This window comes from Pseudomonas sp. PD9R (genome assembly GCF_019200975.1).
Taxonomy (GTDB): Bacteria; Pseudomonadota; Gammaproteobacteria; order Pseudomonadales; family Pseudomonadaceae; genus Aquipseudomonas.
The window spans coordinates 788,008-814,849 of the sequence record NZ_JAHTMR010000001.1; the positions used below are offsets into that span (position 1 = coordinate 788,008).

General features: G+C 58.7%; 21 protein-coding genes and 2 pseudogenes. 16 read left to right on the plus strand and 7 right to left on the minus strand.

Annotated elements, in window-relative coordinates; all coding sequences use genetic code 11:
* Positions 1–160: 160 nt before the first annotated feature.
* From KUF73_RS03620 to KUF73_RS03630, 3 genes are all read right to left on the minus strand, one after another.
* On the minus strand, positions 161–562 hold the full coding sequence (locus tag KUF73_RS03620; protein WP_218436659.1) for a hypothetical protein: 402 nt from the start codon (positions 560–562) through the stop codon (positions 161–163).
* A gap of 237 nt (positions 563–799) precedes the next feature.
* Positions 800–1,432, minus strand: coding sequence for a response regulator transcription factor (locus KUF73_RS03625; protein WP_218436660.1), 633 nt, complete (start codon positions 1,430–1,432; stop codon positions 800–802).
* Positions 1,433–1,463: 31 nt separating this feature from the next.
* On the minus strand, positions 1,464–2,825 hold the full coding sequence (locus KUF73_RS03630; protein ID WP_218436661.1) for a cache domain-containing protein: 1,362 nt from the start codon (positions 2,823–2,825) through the stop codon (positions 1,464–1,466).
* A gap of 319 nt (positions 2,826–3,144) precedes the next feature.
* On the opposite strand from KUF73_RS03630, the gene KUF73_RS03635 reads away from it, so the two are divergent.
* From KUF73_RS03635 to KUF73_RS03650, 4 genes are all read left to right on the plus strand, one after another.
* Positions 3,145–5,202, plus strand: a complete 2,058-nt coding sequence (locus KUF73_RS03635) for a carbon starvation CstA family protein (RefSeq protein WP_218436662.1) — start codon at positions 3,145–3,147, stop codon at positions 5,200–5,202.
* A 2-nt stretch (positions 5,203–5,204) separates the two neighbouring features.
* On the plus strand, positions 5,205–5,402 hold the full coding sequence (locus KUF73_RS03640) for a YbdD/YjiX family protein (RefSeq protein ID WP_034150399.1): 198 nt from the start codon (positions 5,205–5,207) through the stop codon (positions 5,400–5,402).
* A 142-nt stretch (positions 5,403–5,544) separates the two neighbouring features.
* Entirely contained in the window at positions 5,545–6,450 is a 906-nt protein-coding gene (locus tag KUF73_RS03645) for a hypothetical protein (RefSeq protein WP_218436663.1), read from the plus strand.
* 81 nt (positions 6,451–6,531) lie between these two features.
* Positions 6,532–7,599: a GGDEF domain-containing protein gene (locus KUF73_RS03650; protein ID WP_218436664.1), complete on the plus strand. Its 1,068-nt coding sequence runs from the start codon at positions 6,532–6,534 to the stop codon at positions 7,597–7,599.
* A gap of 30 nt (positions 7,600–7,629) precedes the next feature.
* Here KUF73_RS03650 and KUF73_RS03655 read toward each other — a convergent pair whose 3' ends face one another.
* Complete coding sequence (locus tag KUF73_RS03655) at positions 7,630–9,195, minus strand: aldehyde dehydrogenase (NADP(+)) (RefSeq protein ID WP_218436665.1); 1,566 nt, start codon at positions 9,193–9,195, stop codon at positions 7,630–7,632.
* Between the two features lie 10 nt (positions 9,196–9,205).
* Positions 9,206–9,829 (minus strand): isochorismatase family cysteine hydrolase, encoded by a 624-nt coding sequence (locus tag KUF73_RS03660; RefSeq protein WP_218436666.1) that lies wholly within the window; start codon positions 9,827–9,829, stop codon positions 9,206–9,208.
* A gap of 99 nt (positions 9,830–9,928) precedes the next feature.
* Between KUF73_RS03660 and KUF73_RS03665 the strand changes: the two genes are divergently transcribed.
* The 4 genes and pseudogenes from KUF73_RS03665 to KUF73_RS31605 form a co-directional block, all read left to right on the plus strand.
* Positions 9,929–10,468, plus strand: a complete 540-nt coding sequence (locus KUF73_RS03665; RefSeq protein ID WP_218436667.1) for a helix-turn-helix domain-containing protein — start codon at positions 9,929–9,931, stop codon at positions 10,466–10,468.
* A gap of 226 nt (positions 10,469–10,694) precedes the next feature.
* Positions 10,695–11,033 carry a hypothetical protein gene (locus tag KUF73_RS03670; protein ID WP_218436668.1) on the plus strand — a complete coding sequence of 113 codons (339 nt, stop codon included), beginning with the start codon at positions 10,695–10,697 and terminating at the stop codon, positions 11,031–11,033.
* Positions 11,034–11,643: 610 nt separating this feature from the next.
* A pseudogene (locus tag KUF73_RS31600) lies at positions 11,644–12,537 on the plus strand (cache domain-containing protein); the annotation flags it as partial.
* A gap of 324 nt (positions 12,538–12,861) precedes the next feature.
* Positions 12,862–13,398 (plus strand): annotated as a pseudogene (locus KUF73_RS31605) (methyl-accepting chemotaxis protein); the annotation flags it as partial.
* A gap of 75 nt (positions 13,399–13,473) precedes the next feature.
* Here KUF73_RS31605 and KUF73_RS03680 read toward each other — a convergent pair.
* On the minus strand, positions 13,474–14,025 hold the full coding sequence (locus KUF73_RS03680) for a TetR/AcrR family transcriptional regulator (protein WP_218436670.1): 552 nt from the start codon (positions 14,023–14,025) through the stop codon (positions 13,474–13,476).
* 114 nt (positions 14,026–14,139) lie between these two features.
* On the opposite strand from KUF73_RS03680, the gene KUF73_RS03685 reads away from it, so the two are divergent.
* From KUF73_RS03685 to KUF73_RS03715, 7 genes are all read left to right on the plus strand, one after another.
* Positions 14,140–14,418 (plus strand): LysR family transcriptional regulator, encoded by a 279-nt coding sequence (locus KUF73_RS03685; protein WP_218436671.1) that lies wholly within the window; start codon positions 14,140–14,142, stop codon positions 14,416–14,418.
* Between the two features lie 141 nt (positions 14,419–14,559).
* Positions 14,560–15,804, plus strand: coding sequence for a multidrug efflux RND transporter periplasmic adaptor subunit MexE (mexE, locus tag KUF73_RS03690; protein WP_218436672.1), 1,245 nt, complete (start codon positions 14,560–14,562; stop codon positions 15,802–15,804).
* A gap of 12 nt (positions 15,805–15,816) precedes the next feature.
* Positions 15,817–18,996, plus strand: coding sequence for an efflux RND transporter permease subunit (locus KUF73_RS03695; RefSeq protein WP_218436673.1), 3,180 nt, complete (start codon positions 15,817–15,819; stop codon positions 18,994–18,996).
* The gene (locus KUF73_RS03700) at positions 18,993–20,411 is read left to right on the plus strand and encodes an efflux transporter outer membrane subunit (RefSeq protein ID WP_218436674.1); all 1,419 of its coding nucleotides are present in this window, start codon (positions 18,993–18,995) and stop codon (positions 20,409–20,411) included. Before KUF73_RS03695 ends, KUF73_RS03700 begins: the two co-directional genes overlap by 4 nt.
* A 152-nt stretch (positions 20,412–20,563) precedes the next feature.
* Positions 20,564–21,490, plus strand: a complete 927-nt coding sequence (locus KUF73_RS03705) for a Gfo/Idh/MocA family protein (protein ID WP_218436675.1) — start codon at positions 20,564–20,566, stop codon at positions 21,488–21,490.
* 182 nt (positions 21,491–21,672) lie between these two features.
* The gene (locus KUF73_RS03710; protein ID WP_218436676.1) at positions 21,673–22,056 is read left to right on the plus strand and encodes a VOC family protein; all 384 of its coding nucleotides are present in this window, start codon (positions 21,673–21,675) and stop codon (positions 22,054–22,056) included.
* A 155-nt stretch (positions 22,057–22,211) separates the two neighbouring features.
* Positions 22,212–24,413 (plus strand): OsmC domain/YcaO domain-containing protein, encoded by a 2,202-nt coding sequence (locus KUF73_RS03715; RefSeq protein WP_218436677.1) that lies wholly within the window; start codon positions 22,212–22,214, stop codon positions 24,411–24,413.
* 165 nt (positions 24,414–24,578) lie between these two features.
* On the opposite strand, the gene wrbA is transcribed toward KUF73_RS03715, so the two are convergent.
* Entirely contained in the window at positions 24,579–25,202 is a 624-nt protein-coding gene (gene wrbA, locus KUF73_RS03720; RefSeq protein ID WP_218436678.1) for an NAD(P)H:quinone oxidoreductase, read from the minus strand.
* Positions 25,203–25,561: 359 nt separating this feature from the next.
* On the opposite strand from wrbA, the gene KUF73_RS03725 reads away from it, so the two are divergent.
* Complete coding sequence (locus KUF73_RS03725; protein ID WP_218436679.1) at positions 25,562–26,773, plus strand: NAD(P)/FAD-dependent oxidoreductase; 1,212 nt, start codon at positions 25,562–25,564, stop codon at positions 26,771–26,773.
* Positions 26,774–26,842: the final 69 nt, after the last annotated feature.

Here is a 26,842-nt window from a genome sequence, read left to right on the forward strand (position 1 = left end):
GATCGCAGCCTTCGGCAGCTCCTACAGGGGACCACATGTAGGAGCTGCCGAAGGCTGCGATCTCTTGATCTCAAGTCACCCGTAACCAATATTCGCAGGCATGAAAAAACCCGGCTGATCAGGCCGGGTTTTTTGTGGGTGTTGCGGTGAAGCTGTTTGATCAGGCAACGGTGTTGCCTTGCAGACGGTCCGAGCCATCGGCGGCGACGGTGTTGCCTTGCAGACGGTCCGAGCCATCGGCGGCGACGGTGTTGCCTTGCAGACGGTCCGAGCCATCGGCGGCAACGGTGTTGCCTTGCAGACGGTCCGAGCCATCGGCGGCGACGGTGTTGCCTTGCAGACGGTCGGAACCATCGGCAGCGACGCGGTTTTCGATCAGGCGGTCGGAGCCACCTTCGGCCACACGATTCTGGATCAGGCGATCCGAACCACCTTCAGCTACGCGACTTTCAATCAGACGATCCGAGCCGCCTTCAGCGACGACAGGCTGAGCAGAGGTAGCGGCGAAAGCGTTCACTGCGAAGATCGAGAAAGCGATGCTGAGGATGGTCTGGCGTTTCATGATCGTGTGCTCCGGGGTGTTATTGGTTGGTATGGAGCTGATGTTACGCCGCACAATTTTTAAGAGAACTTCATTGAGTTGATGGTGACTATTGACGTAGTCAATGGTTGCGCGCTGAGCTGCTTTTTGTAGGAGCAAAGCTTGCTCGCGAAGAGGTCGTTATATTCAGCATTGATGTCAGCTGATGCGACGCCATCGCGAGCAAGCTCTGCTCCTACAGGGGGTGATGTGGTTTTTTTAGCGGGAGATGATCCCGTGATCAATCGCGTATTTGACCAGTGCCGCCGGTTTGTCGATGTTGAGTTTGCGGCGGATGCTCAGCCGATGGGTTTCTACGGTGCGCACGCTGATGTCCAATTCCCGGGCCATTTCCTTGTTGTTCAGCCCTTGGGCCATTTTGTACAGCACCTGGCTCTCGCGAGGTGTCAGCTCGTTGTCGGTGCTTTTATCGGCAACCAACCGTTGGGCGATTTCAGCGCTATAGAACGTTCCGCCGCTGGTAATGGCCTCAATCGCCGCGATGATCTCCCGTGACGGCGCGTTCTTCAGCACGTAGCCGCTGGCACCGGAACGCACCGATTCACTCACGTACTCATAGTTATCGTACATGCTCAGCACCAGCACCTTGAGCGATGGGTATTGGCTGCGCAGCACCCGGGTCAGCTCAAGGCCATTCATGTCCCGCAAGCTGATGTCGACCAGCAGCAGATCCGGATGACAGCGCCCGACCATCTCGATCGCCTCGGCACCACTTTCGGCTTCGCCCACCACTTCCAGGGGGGCCATGACAGACAGCAAAGCCTTGATGCCGTCGCGGACCAGCGAGTGATCGTCAACCAGGGCGACGCGGATCGGGGAGGGCAGGTTCATCGGGGCAATCACTCTTGTTGTTTAGGCGCAGTCAGCGTTTGCTGCCGGCTGGTTTCATCGGCAGCAGAACGTCCAGCTCACTTCTTCCCGGCATCGAGATCAGGTCAAAGCGGCCGCCAAAATGTTCGACGCGTTCGCGGATATTACGCAGGCCAATGCCGGCATGCCGACGTTCTACCTGGGTGACATTGAAACCGATGCCGTCATCGACCACCGTCAGCCGTACGTTGTCTTCAGAACCGTGCAGGGTAATGCAAACGTTCCTGGCCTGGGCATGGCGTTCGATGTTGGTCAGGCCTTCCTGCACGATACGGAACAGCGAAACCGCTGCGCCATCGACCAAGTGACAGTCGAATTCATTGTCGTCGTAGGTCACCGAAAGCCCGCTGCGTTGTTCGAATTCCGCCGCCAGTTGGCCAATCGCCGCCGGCAAACCCAGCGTATCGAGCAGTGACGAACGCAGGTCATGGGAAAGGCTGCGCACCTCGCCAATCGCTTCGCCCAGGCGCTCGGTAGCGTCTCTTAAAATGCCCAGGCCCTTGTCTTGCCCGTTCTCCAGCACGTGGCTGGCCAACTCGAATTGAAACTTGATCGACACCAGCACCTGGCTGATGCCGTCATGCAACTCGCGGGACACCCGTGACCGTTCTTCCTCCTGCAGGCTGACGATCCGCTGAGTCAGGCGCTGCAGTTTTTTGTCCGCCAAACGATGCTCGCTGACGTTCAGGGTCATGCCGGTGGCAAACACAAACAACACCGCCACCAAGGCGACCACGGCAATCGCCATCATGGTTTTGCGGATGCCCATGGCGACTTCGGCGCGGGCTTGTTGGGTGGCGCGCTCAACGTCTTCGAGGTAAATGCCGGTGCCGAGCATCCAGCCCCAGCGATCGAGCATCACCACATAGGCGAGCTTGTCGGTGACCTGGCCGGAAGAAGGTTTGTTCCAGGCGTAGCGTTGGAAACCCTCCCCGGACTGCGCGCTTTTCAGTAATGCCTGGATCACTGGCAGACCGTGCGGGTCTTTCATGTCCCACAGGTATTTGCCCACCAGCTCCGACTGCCGAGCGTGCATCAGGCTACGGCCCTGATTGTCGTAGACGAAGAAGTAACCGTTGATGCCAAAGCTGAGCTTGCGCAGTTCTTCGAGCACTTGCTGCTGGGCGTGCGCGTCACCGTGGCCGTCGTCGTACAGCGGGGCGATCAGGCTTTGCGCCATCTCCACGTAGTTTTTCAGTTCCGCGCGCTTGCTCGCCAGAATGCTGTCTTCGATCAACTGCGCCTGTTGATCACCCAGCTGACGGTTGAGGGAAATCACCAGCGCGCAGATGACGGCAATAGCCAGCACCAGCGGCAGAATTCCGAGCGCGACGATTTTGTGTTTGAGCTGCATGTGGACTCCTGCCCGCGCCAAGGCCCGGCATCATATGCCAAAGATACGCCCGGCCAGTAGCGCTGCTGGACGGAATGACCGGCGGCCGCAGATCGCAACTGAATGCGCAGGGCAGCTCCTACAGGGGGCGTGTCGCTGGTGAATTTCGTGGGCCAACCGCGAGAGCGGACTCATCTACGTAGAACTACGTAGAAACCTCGTACGTAGTAACGCGGATTTATTTGTGGACAGCATGCGGGGATATTGGGCCAGCTCCGCACAGCGGACACAATTATAAAAATTACCGCCGCAGTCACTGGCTGTCGGCAGGAGACCCTCTATGCCCCGTCTGGCTAAACACCTCGCCTGGTTTGCCGTGGCCGTCCTTGGAGCTTTTGCGCTGAGTGTCGTGGCCCTGCGCCGCGGCGAAGCGATCAACGCCCTCTGGATCGTAGTCGCCGCAGTCGCTATCTACCTGGTTGCCTACCGCTACTACAGCCTGTTCATCGCCAATAAAGTGATGGAACTCGACCCCAATCGTGCCACTCCCGCTGTGCTCAACAACGATGGTCTGGACTACGTACCGACCAACAAACACGTACTGTTTGGCCACCACTTCGCGGCGATCGCCGGCGCGGGGCCTTTGGTCGGTCCGGTACTGGCGGCGCAGATGGGCTACCTGCCCGGTACGCTGTGGCTGATCGCCGGCGTCGTGCTGGCCGGTGCGGTTCAGGACTTCATGGTCCTGTTCATGTCCACCCGCCGCAACGGTCGTTCACTGGGTGACATGGTTCGCGAAGAAATGGGCCGCATCCCCGGCACCATCGCGCTGTTCGGTTGCTTCCTGATCATGATCATCATCCTCGCGGTGCTGGCGCTGATCGTGGTCAAAGCTCTGGCGGATAGCCCGTGGGGCATGTTCACGGTGATGGCGACCATCCCGATCGCGATGTTCATGGGCATTTACATGCGCTACATCCGCCCGGGCCGCATCGGGGAAATCTCCGTCGTGGGTGTGCTGTTGTTGCTGGGTTCGATCTGGCTGGGCGGGCAGATTGCTGCTGATCCGGTCTGGGCCAAGGCCTTTACGTTCACTGGGATCCAGATCACCTGGATGCTGATCGGCTACGGTTTCGTCGCCGCGGTATTGCCGGTGTGGCTGATCCTGGCGCCGCGTGACTACCTGTCGACCTTCCTGAAGATCGGCACCATCGTCGCCCTGGCGATTGGCATCCTGATCACCATGCCCGAGCTGAAAATGCCGGCCCTCACCCAATTCATCGACGGCACGGGGCCGGTGTGGAAGGGCGGTCTGTTCCCGTTCCTGTTCATCACCATCGCCTGCGGCGCGGTGTCCGGTTTCCACGCACTGATCGCTTCCGGCACCACACCAAAGCTGTTGGCCAGTGAAGGTCATGCCCGCTACATCGGTTACGGCGGCATGCTGATGGAATCGTTCGTGGCAATCATGGCCATGGTTGCTGCGTCGGTCATCGATCCGGGCGTGTATTTCGCCATGAACAGCCCGGCAGCCGTGGTCGGCGCTGATGCTGTTTCCGTTGCTCAAACCGTCAGCAGCTGGGGCTTTGCGATTACTCCGGAAGCCCTGCAAGCCGTGGCCCATGACATCGGCGAAACCACCATCCTGGCCCGAGCCGGCGGTGCGCCGACCCTGGCGGTCGGTATCGCGCAGATCCTGCATCACGTCCTGCCGGGTGAAAACACCATGGCGTTCTGGTACCACTTCGCGATCCTGTTCGAAGCGTTGTTCATCCTCACTGCTGTGGACGCCGGCACACGTGCCGGCCGGTTCATGCTGCAAGACTTGCTTGGCTCGTTCGTCCCAGCGTTGCGCCGTACGGATTCCTGGCCTGCCAACCTGATCGCGACTGCTGGTTGCGTGGCGATGTGGGGTTACTTGCTGTACCAGGGCGTGATTGATCCATTGGGTGGCATCAACACCTTGTGGCCGCTGTTCGGTATCTCCAACCAGATGCTGGCCGGTATCGCGCTGATGTTGGCGACCGTTGTACTGATCAAAATGAAACGTCAACGCTATGTGTGGGTGACCATGCTGCCAGCCATTTGGCTGTTGATCTGCACCGTTACCGCAGGCTTCATCAAGCTGTTCGATGCCAACCCGGCCATCGGTTTCCTGGCCCTGGCCAAGAAGTACAGCGATGCACTGGCCAACGGTCAGGTGCTGGCCCCAGCCAAGAGCATTGAGCAGATGCAGCACGTGATCTACAACGCCTACACCAACGCTACGTTGACCGCGCTGTTCCTGTTCGTGGTGTTCAGCATCCTGTTCTTTGCGCTCAAGGTCGGTGTCGCGGCGTGGGGCACCAAGGAACGCACGGATAAAGAAGCGCCATTCCAGGCATTGCCAGAGGCCTGAACATGTTCAATGACCTGAGTCGTCTCGGTAAATACCTCGGTCAGGCCGCGCGCCTGATGGTAGGCATGCCCGACTACGACAATTACGTCGAGCACATGCAAACCAAACACCCGGACAAACCGCTGATGGACTACGAGGCGTTCTTCCGCGAACGCCAGGAAGCCCGTTACGGCAGCAAGGCTGGGCCGAAGTGTTGTTGAGTGAATAAAAAAACCCGGCTGAAATAGCCGGGTTTTTTATTGGGCGTAGAACTGCGCCGCTGTTTTTCGTTGCAACTGGCGCTTTCTGCTGCAATCGGTGTACCTCTACAGTTACACGCAGATCCTCACGGAACATCAGGTCATGTACAGCTCGTTGAAAACACCGGGCAGCGTTCGCCGGTTGCATGACCAGATCTACGCCGGCGAGGTCCTTCACTTGACTGATTTGCCGCCGGTGTCAGCGCTGGTGGAGTTCACCCGTGCGTTTGTGGAAGACGCGCTGCATCCCTGGGCACCGCAAGAGATCCATCGCCACTTGAGTCACAGCGAGCAGGCCAACCGTTTTTCCCAATGTCAGAACGCCTTCGCCAGTTCTGCCGAGGCCCGACAGCGTTGGCAGGCTATCATCGAAAGCCTGGGGATTGCCGTGGATGACCTGGCGTGCGATCGCTTACACCTGCGCTTTCAGCCACACCGCGAGCCGCAACAGGTCGCACCGCGGGCCCGGACCACGGCCACCATCGCCTTTCACCGCGATACCTGGGGTTCGAATATCTATGCGCAGACCAACTGGTGGGCGCCGATCTATCCGATCACGGCAGGGCGGACCTTTGCCTTGTATCCGGATCTTTGGCAGCGGGCGTTGCTTAATTCCAGCGTCGATTTCGACATGCGCGCGATCCTGCAGCGCTCGCATCGGGACGGTCGTAATGCAGTGGATGCCGATGAGGCGATCCCGCATCTGTTGGAAGCGATTGAGCCGGAACGGGGCGTGGCCGTTGAGATCGAGCCAGGCAGTTTGATTGCCTTTTCCGGGGCGCATGCCCATGCCGGCGTCGGCAACAGCACCGGGCTGACGCGTATTTCCTTCGAAACCCGATCCATTTTGATCAATGACCTGCCGGGTGGATTGGGCGCGTTCAACGTCGATGGTCATGCGCCGTGGATGACACCAGGTTTGTTTCGCCGGATGAGCGATGGCAAACGCCTGAACGAGATTCTGGGTTTTGGGTTTATCGAACCCTATCGACGGCCAGAAAGCTGCTAGTTTTGGATAGCCGTTTGTCGGGCGTATCGGTATGCTCCACGGACTGCCAGAATGCCAATGATAAACAACCACAGTGATGCTATGAGCCAATCAGAATCGCGTGCGAATGTTCTAGCGTTGTATCCGGAAGACTCCCGCGAAGCGGCGGCGTTGCTCAAGCAAGCCGTACCCCTGATGGTTCGCCACAATATTCCGCCCAATCCTGTGCATTACGCGCTCTGGTACACCTACAGCAAAGGCCAGGATCCGGAGCTCAATCGACACCTGGATCGGGTGGTCAGGGACTTCGACGGTTGCCCGCCTGAATCCGCGACCAAGCTGTTTCGCGAATACATTATTCGTGACGAACTGGCCGATGTCCGCGCGGAGCAGCAACAGGTCATCAGTCTGGTGGATGGCATGGAACGCGATGTTTCACGCAGCGTAAAGGGCAGCCTCAACTTTCAGAACCGTCTAGGGCAGTGCCTGGAGATGTTCGATGAGCCGGTCAGCGATCGTCTGCCGGGTATCTTGAGTGAGCTGCAGCAGAGCACCCGCTTGATGCAGAGTCAGCAGGAGCACTTCCTCACCCAGTTGCAGTCCGCGCAAACCGAGATCAAAAGCCTGCGGGACAAACTCGAACGTGCGCAACTGGCCGCGACCCTGGACGGCCTGACCGAGCTGCTCAACCGGTCGGCCTTCACCCGCTTGCTGGAGCAGGCGTTAAGCAAGACTTCCAATGGCGTGGCGCTGGTCATGCTGGATATCGACCACTTCAAGCAATTCAATGATCAGTACGGCCATCCGCTGGGCGACCGGGTGCTTCAGCATGTTGGTCAGGTATTGCGCGGCGCGCTTCCAGCCAAAGCTTTTGCGGCGCGCTACGGCGGTGAGGAATTCTGCGTGGTGCTCGAAGAGTGCGCCGACCTCAACAGTGCCCGTGCCTTTGCCGAGCAACTGCGGCTGAAAGTCCAGTCATTGCGGATCAAGGCACGTGGCACCGACACCGTGCTGGACACCATCACCGCGTCCTTCGGTGTTGCCTTCGCTGAACCGGGTGACAATCTGGAAAGCCTGCTGACCCGCGCCGATGACGGGTTGTACGAGGCCAAGCGCAATGGCCGTAATCAGGTGCATGCGATGCAAAAAGACCCGGCATTGGCGCTGTAAATTGCTTCAATGCCGGGCAGTTTTTGGCGCTTACTGACCGTCCACGCTGCGCGGCACGCCGAGTGGATTGATCTCTCGCAGTGCTTCGGGAAGCAGCGCATCCGGAAAGCCCTGATAGGAAACCGGGCGCAGGAACCGTTCGATCGAGGTCATGCCCACCGAAGTGAAGCGGCTGTCCGATGACGCCGGAAACGGTCCGCCATGAATCGTGGCGAACGAGACTTCCTGAGGATGGGCAAAGGCGTTGACCACGATGCGCCCGGTGCGCCTTTCCAAAATCGGCAGCAAGCGCTGGGCCAGTTCAAAATCACTTTGTTCAAGGTGCAGGGTAGCGCTGAGCTGGCCGCGCAGAGAGCGGGCGACCGCGAGCATTTCTGCCTCATCCCTGACCTTCACCAGCAGCGCCGCAGGACCGAATACTTCATGCGCCAGTGCTGTCTCGGTGAGGAAGTGCTGGCCATCAACTTCAAGCAAGGCTGATTGGCCATCCACATCCCCGTTGGCGGCCGAACCCTCAACAACAAGTTTTGCCCCGGCATTTTGCAGGTCATCGAGCCCGCGGGTGTAAGACGCATGAATGCCCGGTGTCAGCATCGGACGCGCCGGTGCTGCGGCTACGCGTTTGGCCATCGCGGCGCGCAACGCTTCAAAACCAGACCCGTCAATGGCAATCAGGATCGCCGGTTTGAGGCAGGCTTGGCCGACGTTGACCAACATGCGTTCGACAAAACCATCGCCGATCTGCTCGCCCCGCGTGGCTAGCGCGTGGGGCAGGATGAATGTCGGGTTGATGCTGGTCATTTCGGTGAATACCGGAATCGGTTCAGGCCGCAATTGCGCACGGCGATAAAGCGCCATGCCGCCTTGTTCCGAGCCGGTGAAAGTCACGGCCTTGATCAATGGATGATCGACCAGGGCTTCACCGATGGCATTGCCACCGCCACGCACCATCGAAAACACGCCTTCAGGCAAACCGCTGTCTTGCACCGCTTGGCGGATGGCCCGAGCCTGGATTTCCGACGCGCCTGGATGGGCGTTATGCGCCTTGACGATGACTGTTGCACCCGCCGCCAGCGCCGACGCAGTATCACCACCGGCCACTGAGTAACTGATGGGGAAGTTGCTCGCACCAAAAATGGCCACCGGGCCGATGGCGATTTTTTGCAATCGATGGTCCATGCGCGGGCGCGGCTGACGATCAGGCTGCGCCGGGTCGATGGCCACTTGCAGGAAGCGACCCTTTCGCACCACAGCGGCGAACTGACGGAACTGGGTGGCGGCCTTCGCCGCTTCGCCTTGAAGCTGCGCCTCAGGCAGCCCTGTTTCCAGTGCGGCCCGTGCAGCCAGCTCCGGGGTTACGGCATCGAGGTTATCGGCAATACGTTCGAGGAACGCCGAACGCTGGGCCAGCGAGGTGTGGCTGTATTGGTCAAACGCCTCGTCGGCGAGGTTCGCCGCCCTGTCTACATCGGCGACGCCGCCCAAGGCGAAATCCGGTTCGATCAGCTGGTTGGTGGCGGGGTTGAGCGCCTTCATGGTCCCTTCGGTAGCAGGGACTTCGTTGGCACCGATCAGCAGGTTTCCAGTCAGTTTCATGTTGGCTCCCTCACTGCGTCAGAGTGGCGATGAGTTGGTTCGTCGTCACAATCGAGTGGGCGAATGTCGGGCCATTCAGTTCGTGGGCGGCGTGCATCATTTCCGGCTTGAAAGCGGCGGTTGCGTCGCGCACCAGGGTGACGTGGTAGCCCAGTTCCTGAGCGTAACGGGCGGTGGCCTCGATGCAGGTGTTGGCCAGCAGACCGACGATGATTACGTGGGTGATGCCCTTTTGTTTCAGGCGCAAATCCAGGTCGGTGTTGGCAAAGCCGCTCGAGCCCCAATGTTCAGAAGCGATGATATCGCCGTCCTTCGGTGCGAAATCCGGGTGCCATTCGCCGCCCCATTCGCCGCGGGCGAAGTGATGCATGTGCTGGATCTTGCACTGGGAAGGGCTTGGGTGATCCCAGTTTTCGTAGTCGCCTTGTTGCCAACGACGGTGCGGTACGATAACCACTGGAATGTCGAGGGATCGGATCGTGCGATCGAGCGCGCGCAGGTTGTCGAGCAGGCCGACTTGCTCGGCGATAGGCTCGATCAAGGGGTAAACCTTGCCGCCTGCGGACAGAAAATCGTTGTAAGGGTCGACCAACAGATAGGCAGTACGATCAAGAGGGTAGGCAGCGTTCGACATGACGGATTCTCCAGGTATTCAGGTTGTTCTTTGCCAAGGACTTGCCCTGGCATTGTGTTGATATGATAATCATAGTTACTATGAATGAGGCAAGCCCGTATGGCGGTAAAGAATAGTGTTCCTGAAACCTTGTGCCCGATTTCACGGGCCGAGGCGGTCGTCGGCGACCGATGGACGGTGTTGGTGCTGAGGGAATTGTTCATGCGCAGCCATCGGTTCGACGAGATCCAGGCGCAGACGGGAGGAACCCCGCAAATGGTCGCGGCACGCCTGAAAAGCCTGGAGGCCGACGGGCTGGTCATGCGCCGTGCCTACAACGAACGACCGCTGCGCTACGAGTACCACCTCAGCGAAAAAGGCGAGGCGTTTTACTCGGTGGTTCTGGCGCTGCGTGCCTGGGGTGAAACCTGGTGCAAGTCGGAGGGGGAGGAATTGGCCGTTCGCTACACCCACAAGACCTGCCGACAATCCGCCGGGCTGGGGCCACTTTGCGCGCATTGTGGTGAGCTTTTGCGTCGCGAAGAACTGATCAGCGAGCAGAGTGCAGCCTATGCCTTGGAGCGACAGACGCGGCGTGATGCGTTCAAGGGCAATCGCGGGGCGGACCCGGTTTCAGCAGTCGAAAAGCCTCTGTCGTAACTGACGGCACACGATCGTGTAGGCGCTGCCGAAGGCTGCGATCTTTTGACGTCGTTTTTTAAGGTCAAGATCAAAAGATCGCAGCCTTCGGCAGTTCCTACATGAAATTGGGGCGGTTATTACTATTTGTTCGGGTAATAGTGACCATCACCGATCACAAGTTCTATTAGTCGCGGAAAACACGGAAAATCGCGTGCATCGAAACGCTTTCCAGGGATCCCGCGTGATGAAGATTTTTACTCGGCAAGCGCTTGTCGCCTCCTTGCTGTTATCGGGTTGTGCTTCTTCGCCCAATGCCCCGACGCTTACGTTGCAAACGACAAAAGCGCCTGCGGATTACGCGAACTGTGTCTTGCCAAAACTGCAGCACGATGCGCTGACTGCGACGGTTTCGGAAACCCAGCGCAGCTATCGAATTGTCGTTTCAAGCAAAGTTGCCGCTAACGACGTACTTGAGGCTTACAAAGCAAACACTGGCGGTAAGATCTTCCTGTACGAGCGTGCGCTGCTGGCATCGACGTTCGGACCTTCCCCCCTCGAACGCGCCGCGCAGGAATGCCTTTGAGCGCTCAGGACGCCCGATCCCTGTGGGAGTGAGCCTGTTCGCGAAGGGGCCGGCACATTCAGCATTTGAATTGACTGACAGACCGCTTTCGCGAGCAAGCTAGCTCCCACGGGCCTAGCGTTTTAACAGCTGGGCATCCCTGCATTCAGCTTTTCTCCCTAACGTCGACACGCTCAAGCCAGCGTGTTTGATGGCGATTCTCGTCCTCTCCTTTCTGTTTAAATTCCTTGCTGATCAAGTGTTCATTTAGGTTGCATCAGGGTCGTGCGCCTCGATATAGTGGCGGAATAATATCAACTATAAAAAACTGCCAGCAGGGCTGCTGCACTCATACCTTTGCACAGACTGTGCTGGCTGACGTATCGCTCATTTGAGACTGCTCATGCCTAATCGCTCTCTGCATTTCAAGCTGTTCTGGACGGCGCTGATCGGAACCTTCGTCGTCATGGCGCTGCTTCTGGGTTCCATTGCCTACATCGCCTACGGTTCGTCCGTCAAAGAGACTTTTTCCCTGGTCGATACCATCGTCAAAGCCAATGCCAAGGAAGTGGAAACCGAACTCGGTGTCGGTTTTACCGTGGCCGAATCGCTGGCCAGTGTCGCCACGGCGATGCAGCAACAACACGTTGACCGCAAGACTGCCGATGCCCTGACGCGTCAATTGTTCGAGGCCAATCCGAAGCTGTTGGGCCTTGGGCAGTATTGGGAAGCGAATGCCTTCGACGGCAAGGACAGTGAGTTTGCCAACCAGGCGAATCACGATGCGACGGGCCGTTACCTGACGTATTGGAACCGAGCGAGTGGCACGGTGAAGTCTGAGGTGTTGAGCGGTTACGTGCCGGAAAACGCCGACAACCAGTATTACTATCGACCGCTGCATACACGCCAGCCCTGGGCCTCTGAACCCTATGCCTACAGCGTTGGCAGCGGCCAGCAAGTGATGCTGGTGTCGATCATGGTGCCGTTGTTGCAGGGTGGCAAAGCCATGGGCGTGGCGGGGGTCGATATCCCGCTCGAAAGCATTAACCATCAACTCTCGACCATCGATGCCTTCAAGGGTTATGGCGCGCTGATTTCCAGCGACGGCTTATACGCCAGCCATCCTGATGCCAAGCGCTTGAGCAAACCGGCCGATGAGTTGTCGGCGGCCGCCAAAGACGCCATCAAGGCTGGCCAGCCTTACAGTTTCCAGCACGACGGTTGGGGCTATGTGTTGCAACCGGTGCACATCGGCAAGGCACCGAACAATTGGGCATTGATGGTCGCCTATCCCTTGGACGAAGCCATGGCCGGGATCAATCATTTCCTCTATACCGCCGTCGTTATCGGTTTGGTGGCGCTGCTGGTGTTGGCCATTGTGCTGTGGCATTTGCTGGCGTGGCAGATTCGTCCGCTGTCGGGGCTCACTGTCGGTATTCAAGCCTGGGGCGGCGAGCTGGGCCTGCGTTTCGAACAACGCAGCGGCGATGAAACCGGCAAACTGGCCGGGGCGTTCAACCAGTTCATCCAGCGTCTGGGCGATCTGGTGGGCTCGATTCGTCACAGCAGCACCACACTGATGCAGATCTCCAACCACCTCGGCGATACCACGCAGGCTGTGGCCGAACGAGCGACTTCGCAGCACACCGCAACCGAGGAAATGGCCAGTGGCGTTACCGCGCTGGCGCATTCGGTGACCGAGATGTCTCAGCAGGCCGAAGACGTTGAACAACTGGCGCGTAACACTGAAGCGCTGACCAAGAACATCTCCGGGGACATGAGCGAGACCTTGGCCGGCATTACCCATATCGACCAGACCATGGACGTGGTGGCAGGTGCGGTGGGTGATCTGGAGAAACGGTCGCAGCAAATCGCCGGGATCATCGCGGTGATTCGCAGCATCGCTGATCAGACCAACCTGTTGGCCCTCAACGCGGCGATTGAGGCGGCGCGGGCAGGGGAGCAGGGCCGTGGTTTTGCGGTGGTGGCTGATGAAGTGCGCCAACTGGCGGAGCGCACCAGCCGTTCGACCGGTGAAATCGGCGAGATGATCGGGGCGATTGGCTCGGACGTCCGCAACACCGTGGCCAACGTCCAGCAGGTCGGAGAAGCGGTGCGTCAGGGCGTGGTGCAACTGACCACTTCAGCGCAAGGCGTCGATCAGATTCGCCAGCATGCCCAGGACATTCTGACGCGCATCAGCGAAGTGGCGCGCCAGACCCAAAGCCAAGCGGCAACCGGCGAGCAATTGTCCGTGGCCATCCAGGGCGTCAGCCGCATCTCCGAGCAGAACGATCACGCAATCCGCAGCCTGCTTGAACAGTCGCTGCAACTGCGCGACCAAGCGGGTTCATTGAGCCAGCAACTGACTCAGTTCCGCGATTGAGATACCGCGCTGGCCCTTTTGGGAGCGAGCCTGCTCGCTCCCACAACACCAAAACTCCATCGTTCCTCGGGAAAATCAGGGCTGCCAGGTATCAATCACCGACTGCAAAAATGCCTTCGACAGTTGTGGATTGTCCAACGCCCTGGCGATGAGCATGGCCCCGGCTATCGAGGCGATGACCCGCAGGGCTTCCTGATGTTTTTCGTCCTGGGTTTCGCCTTCCACCAGTGACATCAGAATCTCGATCAATCGCTCAACGCCCTGGGTGAAGGACTGGCTGACGGTGCCGCGGGTACGAGCGACATCAGCCGCCAGCGCAGGAATCGGGCAGCCCTCGGTCCAGTTGTCGAGGTGTTTCTGGGTCAGATAACCCTCGACCAGTTCGGCAATCGATCTGGCGGCCTGCCAGTCTCGAATGTTGGTCTCGAACGTCTTGGTCACGGCCTCCGAAGCCAGCTGCTCCTTACCGCCAGGGAACTGCCCGTAGAACCCGCCGTGAGTAAGCCCTACCGAGCGTGACAGCTCGCCGATTCCAATCCCGTCGATGCCTTTTTGCCGATACAGCCGGGACGCGGCGGTGAGAAGCGCTTCTTTGTTCGCAGCGGCCTTGTCTTTCGTGACTTTCATGAGCTGCTCCTGTGTCCAGGTGCGCCTTGCCATTGCAAGTCGTCGCCGAGAGGCTAGTAATTATGATAGTCGTCATATATTGTTTGCGCAAATGCCTCCAAGCGGGCCCAAGCCATGAAACGAAATGATCTGCGAAACATCGATCTGAACCTGTTGGTGGTGTTCGAAGCCCTGATACAAGAGCGCAACGTCTCCCGTGCGGCACAGAAACTGGCGCTGGGCCAACCGGCAGTCAGCAATGCACTCGGGCGCTTGCGCTGCCTGTTCAATGACCCCTTGTTCCAGCGCACAGGCCGGGCCATGGAGCCTACGCCTCGCGCCTTGTTGGTCGCGCAGATCCTGGGCCCGGCGCTGGACTCAGTACGTCATGCGATTGCTCATGGTGACGCCTGAGCAGGGCCAATCATTTTTTTTGTCCTTATACATGACAAGCATCATTAATAGTAATACCCAAGTTCACCCCGTTCAATTCGTCGCAGCCTCGCGCGAGGCCGAGAATCCGCAAATCCCATAACCGTCTGGCGGACACTACCCATGGAACAGTCACTCAAACCTTTGCGTTATCCCTTAGCCGTGTTGGCGCTCACGATGCTTGCAGCGTGTGATCGTGCGCCGAGCGTCGCCAGTGCACCGGGAGCGCCGCACGTCACCGTGGCCAAGGTTATCGAGCAGCCCATTACCGAGTGGGATGAGGTCACCGCCCGGTTGGAGGCACCGGAAACCGTCGAGGTTCGTCCACGTGTGTCGGGCCAGATTGATCTGGTGGCGTTTGCCGATGGTGCGCTGGTGAAGAAGGGCGATTTGCTGTTTCAGATTGACCCACGTCCGTTTGAACACGAAGTGCATCGCATCGAAGCCCAACTGCAACAGGCGCGCGCCGCATTGGTTCGCACCGGCAACGAAGCTCAGCGCGGCCAGCGCCTGCTGAGTAGCAACGCGATTTCCGCAGAACTGGCCGACACCCGCAATACCACCGCACAAGAGGCCAAGGCCGGGGTTGATGCCATTCAGGCGCAGCTCGATCTGGCACGCCTGAACCTCAGCTTCACCCGCGTCACCGCGCCCATTTCCGGCCGCGTCAGCCGTGCCGAAATCACCGCTGGCAACATCGTGACCGCCGATACCTCGGCGCTTACCAGCGTGGTCTCCACCGACAAGGTCTACGCCTATTTCGATGCCGACGAACGTGTATTCCTCAAGTACAGCCAACTCGCCCGCCAAGGCCAACGCGGTCAAACCACGCCGGTCTACATGGGCCTGTCCAACGAGGAGGGCAACAGTCACCTCGGGCAGATGAACTTCGTCGACAACCAGGTCAACCCGAAAACCGGCACCATCCGTGGCCGCGCCGTGTTCGATAACAGCAAGGGCGAATACACCCCCGGTTTGTATGCCCGATTGAAATTAGTAGGCAGCGCAGCCTATTCGGGCTTGCTGATCAAGGACGAGGCGGTGGGCACTGACTTGGGCAAGAAGTTTGTACTGGTGGTCGATCAGGACAACAAGGCCGTGTACCGCAGCGTTGATCTGGGACCAAAACTCGAAGGCCTGCGCATCGTGCGCAGCGGCTTGCAGAAAGAGGACCGCATCGTCATCAACGGCCTGCAACGGGTCCGTCCGGGGTCCGTGGTCTCGCCCGAAGATGCGCCCATGGCCGATCCGGAAACCATCGCCACGCTGACCCGCCAACGTCAGGCCATCGAGGCCGCCAATCATCCTGCATCCGTCAAATCACCGGCCCTGGTGAAGACGGATGCGGTTGTCAGTCCTCGCGGATAAAGGAACACCGACATGAAATTCTCTCAGTTCTTTATCACGCGACCGATCTTCGCAGCGGTGCTGTCACTGTTGATCCTGATCGCCGGCGCCATCTCGCTGTTCCAGTTGCCGATCAGTGAATACCCCGAAGTCGTGCCGCCGACCGTGGTGGTTCACGCCAACTATCCGGGGGCCAACCCCAAGGTCATCGGCGAAACCGTAGCGGCGCCATTGGAGCAAGCGATCACCGGCGTCGAGAACATGCTGTACATGTCCTCGCAGTCGACCGCCGATGGCCGACTGACGTTGACCGTGACGTTTGCCCTGGGCACCGATCTGGACAACGCTCAGGTTCAGGTGCAAAACCGTGTGACCCGCACCGAGCCCAAGCTGCCGGAAGAAGTGACGCGCATCGGCATCACTGTCGACAAGGCCTCGCCTGAGTTGACCCTGCTGGTGCACCTGGTGTCGCCGGACAAGCGCTACGACATGCTCTATCTGTCCAATTACGCGATCCTCAACGTCAAGGACGAACTGTCCCGTCTGGACGGTATCGGTGATGTGAAGATGTTCGGCATCGGCGATTACTCATTGCGTATCTGGCTCGACCCGGAGAAAACCGCGTCACGCAACCTGACCGCCACCGATGTGGTCAACGCCGTGCGCGAGCAAAACCGCCAGGTCGCCGCCGGCCAACTGGGCTCTCCGCCGGCACCTAACGCCACCAGTTTCCAGATGTCGATCAACTCCCAAGGACGTCTGGTCAGCGAGGAAGAATTCGAAAACGTGATCGTGCGCAGCGGTCCGAATGGCGAGATCACCCGCCTCAAGGATATTGCCCGGATTGAGTTGGGTTCCAACCAGTACGCCTTGCGTGCCTTGCTCAACAACCAGGAAGCGGTGGCCATGCCGATCTTCCAGCGGCCCGGTTCCAACGCGATCGACATCTCCGACCAGGTGCGGGCGAAGATGGCTGAGCTGAAGAAAAGCTTCCCGGAAGGTATGGACTACGAGATCGTCTACGACCCGACCATTTTCGTGCGCAGCTCGATTGAAGCGGTGGTTCACACGCTGTTTGAAGCGCTGGTGCTGGTGGTTTTGGTGGTGATCCTGTTTCTGCAAACCTGGCGTGCGTCGATCATTCCTTTGGTTGCAGTGCCGGTGTCGCTGATCGGTACGTTTGCCGTGATGCACCTGCTCGGGTTCTCACTCAACGCGCTGTCGTTGTTCGGCTTGGTGCTGGCCATCGGCATCGTGGTCGACGATGCAATCGTGGTGGTGGAGAACGTCGAACGCAACATCGAATCCGGGCTTGAACCGGTCGAGGCCACCAAGAAAGCCATGGGCGAAGTGACCGGGCCGATCATCGCCACGGCGTTGGTGCTGTGTGCGGTGTTCGTGCCGGCAGCCTTTATTTCCGGTCTCACCGGGCAGTTCTATAAGCAGTTCGCCCTGACCATCGCCATCTCGACGGTGATCTCGGCCTTCAACTCCCTGACCCTGTCACCTGCCTTGGCGGCGGTGTTGCTCAAGGCCCATGGCGTGCCGAAGGACCGTTTCTCCAAAGTGCTGGACCGCTTGCTCGGCGGTTGGCTATTCAAACCCTTCAACCGGCTGTTCGAAAAGGCCAGCCATGGCTATGTGGTTGCCGTGGCCAAAATCATCCGTGGCAGCAGCGTGGCGTTACTGATTTACGCCGGTTTGATCGCGATGACCTACATGGGCTTCAGCACCACGCCGACCGGTTTTGTGCCGACCCAGGACAAGAAGTACCTGGTGACCTTCGCGCAACTGCCGGACGCGGCCAGCCTGGATCGCACCGAATCGGTGATTCGCCGCATGAGCACCATTGCGATGAATGAACCGGGCTTTGACAGCGCCGTGGCGTTTCCCGGTCTGTCGATCAACGGCTTCACCAACAGCCCCAACGCCGGCATCGCGTTTATCGGCTTGCGTCCCTTTGATGAGCGCACAGATCCGAGCCTGTCCGCCAAGGCAATTTCCGCTTCGTTGAATGCCAAGTTCGGTGGCATTCAGGACGCCTACATCGCCGTGTTCCCGCCACCGCCGGTGCAAGGTTTGGGCACCATTGGCGGCTTCCGCCTGCAGATTGAAGACCGCAGCAACCTGGGGTATGACGAGCTGTACAAAGAGACGATGAACATCATCACCAAGAGTCGTAGTGTTCCGGAACTGGCCAATCTGTTCACCAGCTACACCGTCAACGTGCCGCAGGTCGAAGCCGCCATTGACCGGGAAAAGGCCAAGACCCACGGCGTAGCGATCAACGACATCTTCGACACCTTGCAGGTTTATCTGGGCTCGCTCTACGCCAACGACTTCAACCGTTTTGGCCGGACCTATCAGGTCAATGTGCAGGCCGAGCAACAGTTCCGCCAGGAGCCGGAGCAGATCGGTCAGTTGAAGGTGCGCAATGACCACGGCGAGATGATCCCGCTGGCCACTTTCGTCAAGGTCAGCCCGACCTCCGGCCCGGACCGGGTCTCGCACTACAACGGCTTCATCACCGCAGAAATCAACGGCAGCGCGGCCCCCGGCTACAGCTCGGGCCAGGCCGAGGCAGCAATTGCAAAACTGCTGAAAGAAGAACTGCCCAACGGCATGACCTACGAATGGACCGACCTGACCTACCAACAGATCCTGTCGGGTAACACGGCGCTGCTGGTGTTCCCGCTCTGCGTGCTGCTGGCCTTCCTGGTATTAGCGGCGTTGTACGAGAGCTGGAGCCTGCCGCTGGCGGTGATCCTGATCGTACCGATGACCCTGCTGTCGGCCATTGCCGGGGTGATCATTTCCAAGGGCGACAACAACATCTTCACCCAGATCGGTCTGATCGTGCTGGTGGGCCTGGCCTGTAAAAACGCGATCCTTATTGTCGAGTTCGCCAAGGACAAACAGGACCAGGGCCTGTCACCGCTGGACGCCGTACTGGACGCGTGCCGCATGCGTCTGCGGCCGATCCTGATGACCTCATTCGCTTTCATCATGGGCGTGATTCCACTGGTGACGTCCACCGGCGCCGGTTCGGAAATGCGTCGCGCCATGGGCGTTGCGGTGTTTTCCGGGATGCTCGGCGTGACCTTTTTCGGCCTGCTGTTGACGCCGGTGTTCTTCGTTCTGATTCGCCGCTACATCGAGCGCAAGCATGCGCGTAAGCAAGCCAACGCTCTGAACCTGGAGGTGCAACCGTGAATGCTCTGAAGTTCTTTTTACCCAGTCTTCTTGTCAGCGCGCTGGCCGCATGCACGGTCGGACCGGATTACAAAACCCCCGATACGGCGCCGGCTGACATCGTCTATGCGAAGGCGGCCAACTACGATCAGTCGCGCTTTGAAACGGTGTGGTGGCAACAATTCGACGATCCTACGCTCAACCAGTTGGTGAGCAAATCCCTGGAAGGCAACCGCAATCTGCGCGTCGCGTTTGCTCGCTGGAAGGCAGCCCGGGCGATTCGCGATGACATCAGCAATGACAATCTGCCGGTGGTCACCAGTCGTGTCAGCAGCCAGCAAGGTCGTTCTCAGGTTCCGGGGCTGACCGAGAGTCGGGTCAACACCGAGCGCTACGATCTGGGGCTGGACATGGCCTGGGAAATCGACATGTTCGGGCGTATTCAGCGTGAGCTCGAATCGAGCGACGCCCGGGAAGACGCGGCAGCGGCGGATCTCTTTCAGTTGCGCGTGACCATGATCGCCGAACTGGTGGACGCCTATGGCCAGTTGCGCGGTGCGCAGTTGCGGGAAAAAATCGCCCTGGCCAACCTGAAGAATCAAAACGATTCGCGCAGCGTGACGGTTAGTTTGCGTGATGCCGGTGTTGGTAATGAACTCGACGTCATGCGGGCTGACGCGCGCCTGGCCGCTGTCGAGGCGAGCGTGCCGCAACTGCAAGCTGAGCAGGTCCGGGAGAAAAACCGCATCGCGACCTTGCTGGGTGAACGTCCCGAGCAATTGAGCGTGGCGTTGAACCCGGCGGACCTGCCGGCTATCGCCAAGGCGTTGCCGGTCGGTGATCCGGGCGAGCTGTTGCATCGTCGGCCCGACATTCTCGCTGCCGAACGCCGCTTGGCATCGGCCACGGCAGATGTTGGCGTCGCCACCGCAGACCTGTTTCCTCGGGTCAGCCTCAGCGGGTTCCTTGGCTTTACCGCCGGGCGCGGTTCGCAGATCGGTTCCAGCGCTGCCAGGGCCTGGAGTCTGGGCCCGAGCATCACCTGGGCCGCTTTTGATTTGGGCAGCGTGCGCGCACGCATCCGTGGCGCGAACGCCGAAGCCGAAGGCGCCTTGGCCACCTATGAACAGCAGGTGTTGCTGGCGCTGGAAGAATCGGAAAACGCCTTCAGTGACTACGGCAAACGCCAACAGCGACTGCTGTCGTTGATCAAGCAAAGTGAATCCAGCCGTGCGGCGGCAAGTCTTGCAGCTATCCAGTACAAGGAAGGGTCGGTCGATTATCTGGTGTTGCTCGATGCGGAGCGTGAGCGCTTGAATGCCGAGGATGCTCAGGCCCAGGGTGAAACTGATCAATACCGGGGCATCGTCGCGATCTATAAAGCGCTGGGAGGCGGGTGGGACAGCGGCGGCAACAAGGTTGTGGCAAAGAACTGACGCCAGGGTTAAATCTGGTGCCCGGTGTGGAAAGGGTCGTTGGTATTTCGGTCGGTCAGCCGAGGTTTGAAGCAACCCGATGACTTCCACGCGATACAAACGTAATCTTGCCGACTCGCTTCCCAAGACAAGAAAAAAAACAGGAGTCATTGATGCAACCGATCCGTCTCGGTCTGGTGGGCTACGGCAAGATTGCCCAGGATCAACACGTTCCAGCTATCAACGCCAACCCCGCGTTTGAGTTGGTGTCTGTCGCAACGCAAGGGCAGCCCTGCGCCGGGGTAGAGAACTTTCGGTCCCTGAGCGAATTGCTCGAAAAGGGCCCTCACGTCGATGCGATTGCGTTTTGTACACCGCCGCAAGGACGGTTTGCGCTGGTGCAACAAGCGCTGGCCGCTGGCAAACACGTGCTGGTCGAAAAGCCGCCGTGCGCCACCTTGGGTGAAGCAATGGCGTTGGTGGATCAGGCCGCTAAGCAAGGCGTCAGCGGTTTGTTCGCCTGGCATTCACGTTACGCGCCAGGTATCGAAGCCGCCCGGGACTGGCTCGCTACCCGCACCCTGCAAAGCGTACAGATTGACTGGAAGGAAGACGTGCGCAAGTGGCACCCAGGCCAGGCATGGATCTGGCAGCCGGGTGGCCTGGGCGTCTTCGATCCCGGCATCAATGCCTTGTCGATTGCAACCCATCTGCTGGCGCTGCCGCTGTTTGTCGAGTCTGCCGAACTGCGAGTCCCCAGCAACTGCCAGTCGCCGATTGCCGCTTCGATCAAAATGTCTGACGCGCGCCACCTCGATGTTCGCGCGGAATTCGATTTCGACCACGGTCATGATGAACTCTGGAGCATCGAAATTCGCTGCACCGAAGGCACCCTGCGCCTGGATAACGGTGGCGCGCTGTTGAGCATTGATGGCGTACGCCAAGCGGTATCGAAGGAGGGCGAGTACGCGGCGGTGTACCGACATTTTCAACAGCTCATTAGCGCCAAAACCAGTGACCTGGACCTCCAGCCGCTACGGTTGGTTGCCGACAGCTTTTTCGTCGGCAGCCGGGCGTCGGTTGAGCCGTTCTACGATTAACAGCCGCTCGATAAACGGCAGCGATCGCTGCTGTTTTCTATGCGTGCGTCACATGGGATTAATGCAGATACATCACTGTTCTTTCGCAGGGACGGGGCACATTCTTGGCCGAAACACCGACGCAGCATTGCGCGTCATTCTCGGCCTGATGGTTCCCGTTTCTACCAAAGAGAGCGATAAAAATGAGTGCATTTACCCACGTAACAGTCGGCACCAACGACTTGGATAACGCCCGCCGTTTCTACGACGACGTACTGGGCGAACTTGGCCATAAACGTATCGCCGATCTCGCGGACAACGGCTCTATATGGGGCGAAGACTCACCGTCCTTCTTTGTTCTGAAACCGGCTGACGGTGCACCTGCCAGTGTCGGCAATGGCGTAACGGTCAGTTTCGAAGCGCCGACACGTGCCGCAATCGACGCTTTTCATGCCGCCGCATTGGCCGCTGGCGGTACGTGTGAAGGCCTTCCAGGGCCAAGAGGCTGGGCACCGAACGCTTACGCGGCCTATGCCCGGGATCTGGACGGTAACAAACTGGCGGCCTATTGCTTCAAAGCGGATTAAATTGCGCTCGCGCGGCCCTTGGTGGCAAGGCATCGAGGGCAGCGCATGCGCCTCAAAGCGCAAAAATCTACAGCCTGGCGCGTGGTACAAGACTTCCGGCTGAAAAGCCGGATAATAGCGGCCAATTATTCGGCTCGTTATTCTGGTACTCCCGCATGGAAATCAAGGTCAATTTTCTCGACAACCTTCGACTTGAAGCCAAGTTCGATGACTTCACGGTGGTGGCCGATCAGCCTATTCGCTATAAGGGCGATGGCTCTGCACCGGGTCCGTTCGATTACTTTCTGGCTTCGTCGGCCTTGTGCGCGGCTTACTTTGTAAAGTTGTACTGTGATACCCGCAGTATCCCTACCGAAAATATCCGGCTCTCTCAGAACAACATTGTTGACCCGGAAAACCGCTACAACCAGATTTTCAAGATTCAGGTCGAGTTGCCGGCGGATATCTCCGACAAGGATCGCCAGGGCATTCTGCGTTCCATCGACCGCTGCACGGTGAAGAAGGTGGTGCAGGCCGGCCCTGAGTTTGTGATCGAGGAAGTGGAGAACCTGGATGCCGATGCGCAGGCGTTATTGATGCCGGCCTCGGGGTCAGGAGCGGGCACCTATATTGCGGGCAAGGATCTGCCACTGGAGCAAACCATCGCCAACATGTCCGGCATCATGGCCGGGCTGGGCATGAAGATTGAAATTGCGTCGTGGCGCAATATCGTGCCCAACGTGTGGTCGCTGCATATTCGCGATGCGCACTCGCCGATGTGTTTTACCAACGGTAAAGGCGCGACCAAAGAAGGCGCGTTGGCGTCGGCATTGGGCGAGTTTATCGAGCGACTGAACTGCAATTTCTTCTACAACGATCAGTTCTGGGGCGAAGAAATCGCCAACGCGGCGTTTGTGCATTACCCCAACGAGCGCTGGTTCCAGCCTGGGCGTAAAGACGAACTTCCAGCCGAGATTCTCGATGAGTACTGCCTGCGGATTTACAACCGCGATGGCGAGTTGCGTGGCTCGCATCTGTTCGATACCAATTCCGGCAATGAAGAGCGCGGCATCTGTTCGCTGCCCTATGTGCGCCAGTCGGACGGCGAAGTGGTGTACTTCCCGTCCAACCTGATCGAAAACCTGTACCTCAGCAACGGCATGAGTGCCGGCAATACGCTGGCCGAAGCGCAGGTGCAATGCCTGTCGGAGATCTTCGAACGTGCGGTAAAACGCGAAATCATCGAAGGCGAAATGGCCCTGCCAGATGTACCTCAAGACGTGCTGGCTAAGTATCCCGGCATCCTGGCCGGTATCCAGGCGCTGGAAGAGCAGGGCTTCCCGGTGCTGGTCAAGGATGCGTCGCTGGGCGGCGAGTTCCCGGTGATGTGCGTGACCTTGATGAACCCGCGTACCGGCGGTGTGTTCGCCTCGTTCGGCGCGCACCCAAGCCTTGAGGTGGCGCTGGAGCGCAGCCTGACGGAATTGCTGCAGGGCCGCAGTTTTGAAGGCTTGAACGACTTGCCGCAACCGACCTTCGAAGGCCACGCGGTGACGGAGCCGAACAACTTCGTTGAGCACTTCATCGATTCCAGCGGCGTGGTGTCGTGGCGCTTTTTCTGCGCCAAATCCGACTACGAGTTTGTCGAGTGGGATTTCTCCGGCCAGGGTGAAAACTCCAACACCGAGGAAGCTGCGACCCTGTTCGGCATTCTCGAAAATATGGGCAAAGAAGCGTACATGGCTGTGTACGAGCATTTAGGTGCACCGGCCTGCCGCATTTTGGTGCCGGATTATTCGGAAATTTATCCGGTAGACGATTTGATCTGGGACAACACCAACAAAGCGCTGTTTTTCCGTGAAGACATTCTGAACCTGCACAGCCTGGACAAGGCCGGCCTCAAGGCGCTGGTCAAACGTCTGGAAGAAAGCGAACTGGACGACTACACCGACATCACCAGCCTGATCGGCATCGAGTTCGACGACAACACCGCGTGGGGTCAGTTGACGATTCTGGAGTTGAAGCTGTTGATCTACCTCGCCTTGCAGAAGTTTGATGAGGCGAAGGAACGGGTAGAAATGTTCTTGCAGTACAACGACAACACGGTGGAACGCGGGTTGTTTTACCAGGCCGTGAATGTGGTGCTGGAAATGCAGTTGGACGAGGACCTGGAGCTGGAAGACTACGAAGTCAATTTCCGCCGGATGTTCGGCAACGAGCGGATGGACGCGGCGATTGGGTCGGTTGACGGCAGCGTGCGCTTCTTCGGCCTGACGCCTACGAGCATGAAACTGGAAGGGCTCGATCGACACCTGCGGCTGATCGACAGCTACAAAAAGTTGCACACGGCGCGGGCCAATGTGACGGCATCCAGCTAATAGCTCTGCCGCTTTCCCGAGCAGACCCGCTCCCACATGGGGTCGGCATGCTCCGTAATTGCGAAGCACTGACAGAAAAAATACCCCCCTGAAAGATCGCTCTTCGAGGGGGGTATTTTTTTCAACGCATGCAACCGCGTGGGGGCGAAAGATGCTTTGTGGGTTTTACTTATTGTTGGCCAGACGCTTGGCGATAGTCGCCACATGCTTGCCCTGGAACCTGGCGATTTGCAGTTCATTTTCGCTTGGCTGGCGCGAGCCATCGGCGCCGGCCAGCGTCGAGGCGCCGTACGGTGAACCGCCCGAGATTTCGGTCATGTTGACCAGGCCTTGCTCGGAGTAGGGAACGCCGACGATGACCATGCCGTGGTGAAGGAGGGTGGTGTGGAAACTGGTGATGGTGGTTTCCTGGCCGCCATGTTGCGAGGCGGTGCTGGTGAACACGCTGCCGACTTTGCCGATCAACCCACCTGACATCCACAGGCCGCCGGTTTGATCGAGGAAGTTGCGCATCTGCGAACACATGTTGCCAAAGCGTGTCGGCGTACCAAAGATGATCGCATCGGCTTCAGCCAGAACTTCCGGGGTTGCGTACGGAATACTGCCGAAGGCGGCGCGGTAACCCTTGATGCCGCTTTTGACCAGGACTTCCTCAGGCATGAGTTCCGGAACTTGCAATAGGGTGACTTCTACATCACCGACTTCGCGCGCGCCGGCAGCTATGGCTTCGGCCATCTTGTAGATGTGGCCATAAGAGCTGTAGAAAACGATCTGAATTTTTGTTGGCATGTCGGTTTCCTGATTTGATTTCTTTGCGGCTTATATAACTGTCCGAGTTAAGCCTGTTTCAAACGCTTACACATATCGGTTGGATGAATGAATAACAACCGTCAATAGCGTTTGCTTGTTGCAGCATGAGCAGCGGCGCAAAACAACACAACGGGATTAAGGTTCCGGATTTGCAAACGACCTGATTGGTAAAACCAAACGTTAAAAATTGCGATCGTCAAGTTCGCCATTGGCAAACAGCTTTGCAATTGCCTGGCTAAGTCGGGGTGGTTACGCTGGATTTAGTCGCCTGGCCAATCTTGGTTCAACTTCCGAGTGGCGGGTCTTCCCTGCAAGCGGTTTTCGATAGGAAAAATAAAATGGAAACGCTAGATGGAGTGGTTGTAGTTGGCGGAGGTCCGGTGGGACTTCTGACCGCATTGAAACTCGGCAAGGCCGGTATTCGAGTCGTGGTGCTTGAAGCTGAATCAGGCGTTTCCCCATCGCCGCGCGCCGTCGCGTATATGCCCCCGACCGCCGCTGCTCTGGATCGTTTTGGTTTGCTCGACGACATTCGCAAGCGCGCGGTGTGGTGCCCGGACTTCGCCTATCGGCATGGCAACGGCGAGCTGATCGCAAAGATGGACTGGAGCGTCCTGGCCCAGGATACGCAATACCCGTACATGCTGTTGCTAGGGCAAAACCACGTGTCCAACATCATTGCCCAGCACCTGCGGGAGTTGCCCAATGTCGAGATTCGCTGGAATCATCGGGTCGAGGAAGTTGACCAGGATGACGCCTACGTGACCATCCAGACCAGCAGCCCCGGCGGTACGTCGCGCCTGCGAGCCCGTTGGCTCGCGGCCACCGATGGCGCACGGAGCACGGTTCGCCAGAAGGTCGGTCTGACGTTCGACGGCAATACCTGGGCTGAGCGACTGGTCGCCACCAACGTCTTCTATGACTTCTCGCTGCATGGCTATTCACGCGCCAACTTCGTTCACGACCCGGTCGATTGGGCGGTGGTTGTGCAACTCGACAAAACCGGCCTGTGGCGTGTTTGTTATGGCGAAGACGCGTCGTTGTCGGATGCCGAGGTCCGTCAGCGCCTGCCCGAACGATTCAAACGGTTGCTGCCGGGCGCACCGACACCAGACCAGTACCGTGTCGATCACCTCAACCCGTACCGCGTTCACCAGCGCTGTGCCGCCGAGTTTCGCCGTGGGCGGGTAATTCTGGCCGGCGATGCCGCCCACGCCACCAACCCGATGGGTGGCCTCGGACTGTCCGGTGGTGTGCTGGATGCCGAGCATTTGGCCGAAGCATTGATCGCCGTGATCAAGAATGGTGCGTCGACCAAGACCCTGGATGAATACTCGATCGACCGCCGCAAAGTATTCCTGGAGTTCACCTCGCCAACCGCAACGGCCAACTTCACCTGGATGAAGGAAAGTGATCCAGGCCAGCGTGCTCGTGACGTTGCCATGTTTGAACATGCGGGTACTGATCGCTCGGTCATGCGCCAGTTTCTACTTGATTTCGAAAAGCTCAATGGTCGAAGAGTAATAGAAAGAAAACTGCTCGCCGCTTGAACTAACCGAATGCAAGAAGCCTGAGAGCTGAAACGCTCTTGGGCTGCATCCTCGTGTTTATAACCTGTC

Bases quoted from the DNA above. Each gene is read 5' to 3' on its own strand.
- KUF73_RS03620 (WP_218436659.1), bottom strand. From the start codon at position 562: ATGAAACGCCAGACCATCCTCAGCATCGCTTTCTCGATCTTCGCAGTG.
- KUF73_RS03625 (WP_218436660.1), bottom strand. From the start codon at position 1,432: ATGAACCTGCCCTCCCCGATCCGCGTCGCCCTGGTTGACGATCACTCG.
- KUF73_RS03630 (WP_218436661.1), bottom strand. From the start codon at position 2,825: ATGCAGCTCAAACACAAAATCGTCGCGCTCGGAATTCTGCCGCTGGTG.
- KUF73_RS03635 (WP_218436662.1), top strand. From the start codon at position 3,145: ATGCCCCGTCTGGCTAAACACCTCGCCTGGTTTGCCGTGGCCGTCCTT.
- KUF73_RS03640 (WP_034150399.1), top strand. From the start codon at position 5,205: ATGTTCAATGACCTGAGTCGTCTCGGTAAATACCTCGGTCAGGCCGCG.
- KUF73_RS03645 (WP_218436663.1), top strand. From the start codon at position 5,545: ATGTACAGCTCGTTGAAAACACCGGGCAGCGTTCGCCGGTTGCATGAC.
- KUF73_RS03650 (WP_218436664.1), top strand. From the start codon at position 6,532: ATGAGCCAATCAGAATCGCGTGCGAATGTTCTAGCGTTGTATCCGGAA.
- KUF73_RS03655 (WP_218436665.1), bottom strand. From the start codon at position 9,195: ATGAAACTGACTGGAAACCTGCTGATCGGTGCCAACGAAGTCCCTGCT.
- KUF73_RS03660 (WP_218436666.1), bottom strand. From the start codon at position 9,829: ATGTCGAACGCTGCCTACCCTCTTGATCGTACTGCCTATCTGTTGGTC.
- KUF73_RS03665 (WP_218436667.1), top strand. From the start codon at position 9,929: ATGGCGGTAAAGAATAGTGTTCCTGAAACCTTGTGCCCGATTTCACGG.
- KUF73_RS03670 (WP_218436668.1), top strand. From the start codon at position 10,695: ATGAAGATTTTTACTCGGCAAGCGCTTGTCGCCTCCTTGCTGTTATCG.
- KUF73_RS03680 (WP_218436670.1), bottom strand. From the start codon at position 14,025: ATGAAAGTCACGAAAGACAAGGCCGCTGCGAACAAAGAAGCGCTTCTC.
- KUF73_RS03685 (WP_218436671.1), top strand. From the start codon at position 14,140: ATGAAACGAAATGATCTGCGAAACATCGATCTGAACCTGTTGGTGGTG.
- mexE (WP_218436672.1), top strand. From the start codon at position 14,560: ATGGAACAGTCACTCAAACCTTTGCGTTATCCCTTAGCCGTGTTGGCG.
- KUF73_RS03695 (WP_218436673.1), top strand. From the start codon at position 15,817: ATGAAATTCTCTCAGTTCTTTATCACGCGACCGATCTTCGCAGCGGTG.
- KUF73_RS03705 (WP_218436675.1), top strand. From the start codon at position 20,564: ATGCAACCGATCCGTCTCGGTCTGGTGGGCTACGGCAAGATTGCCCAG.
- KUF73_RS03710 (WP_218436676.1), top strand. From the start codon at position 21,673: ATGAGTGCATTTACCCACGTAACAGTCGGCACCAACGACTTGGATAAC.
- KUF73_RS03715 (WP_218436677.1), top strand. From the start codon at position 22,212: ATGGAAATCAAGGTCAATTTTCTCGACAACCTTCGACTTGAAGCCAAG.
- wrbA (WP_218436678.1), bottom strand. From the start codon at position 25,202: ATGCCAACAAAAATTCAGATCGTTTTCTACAGCTCTTATGGCCACATC.
- KUF73_RS03725 (WP_218436679.1), top strand. From the start codon at position 25,562: ATGGAAACGCTAGATGGAGTGGTTGTAGTTGGCGGAGGTCCGGTGGGA.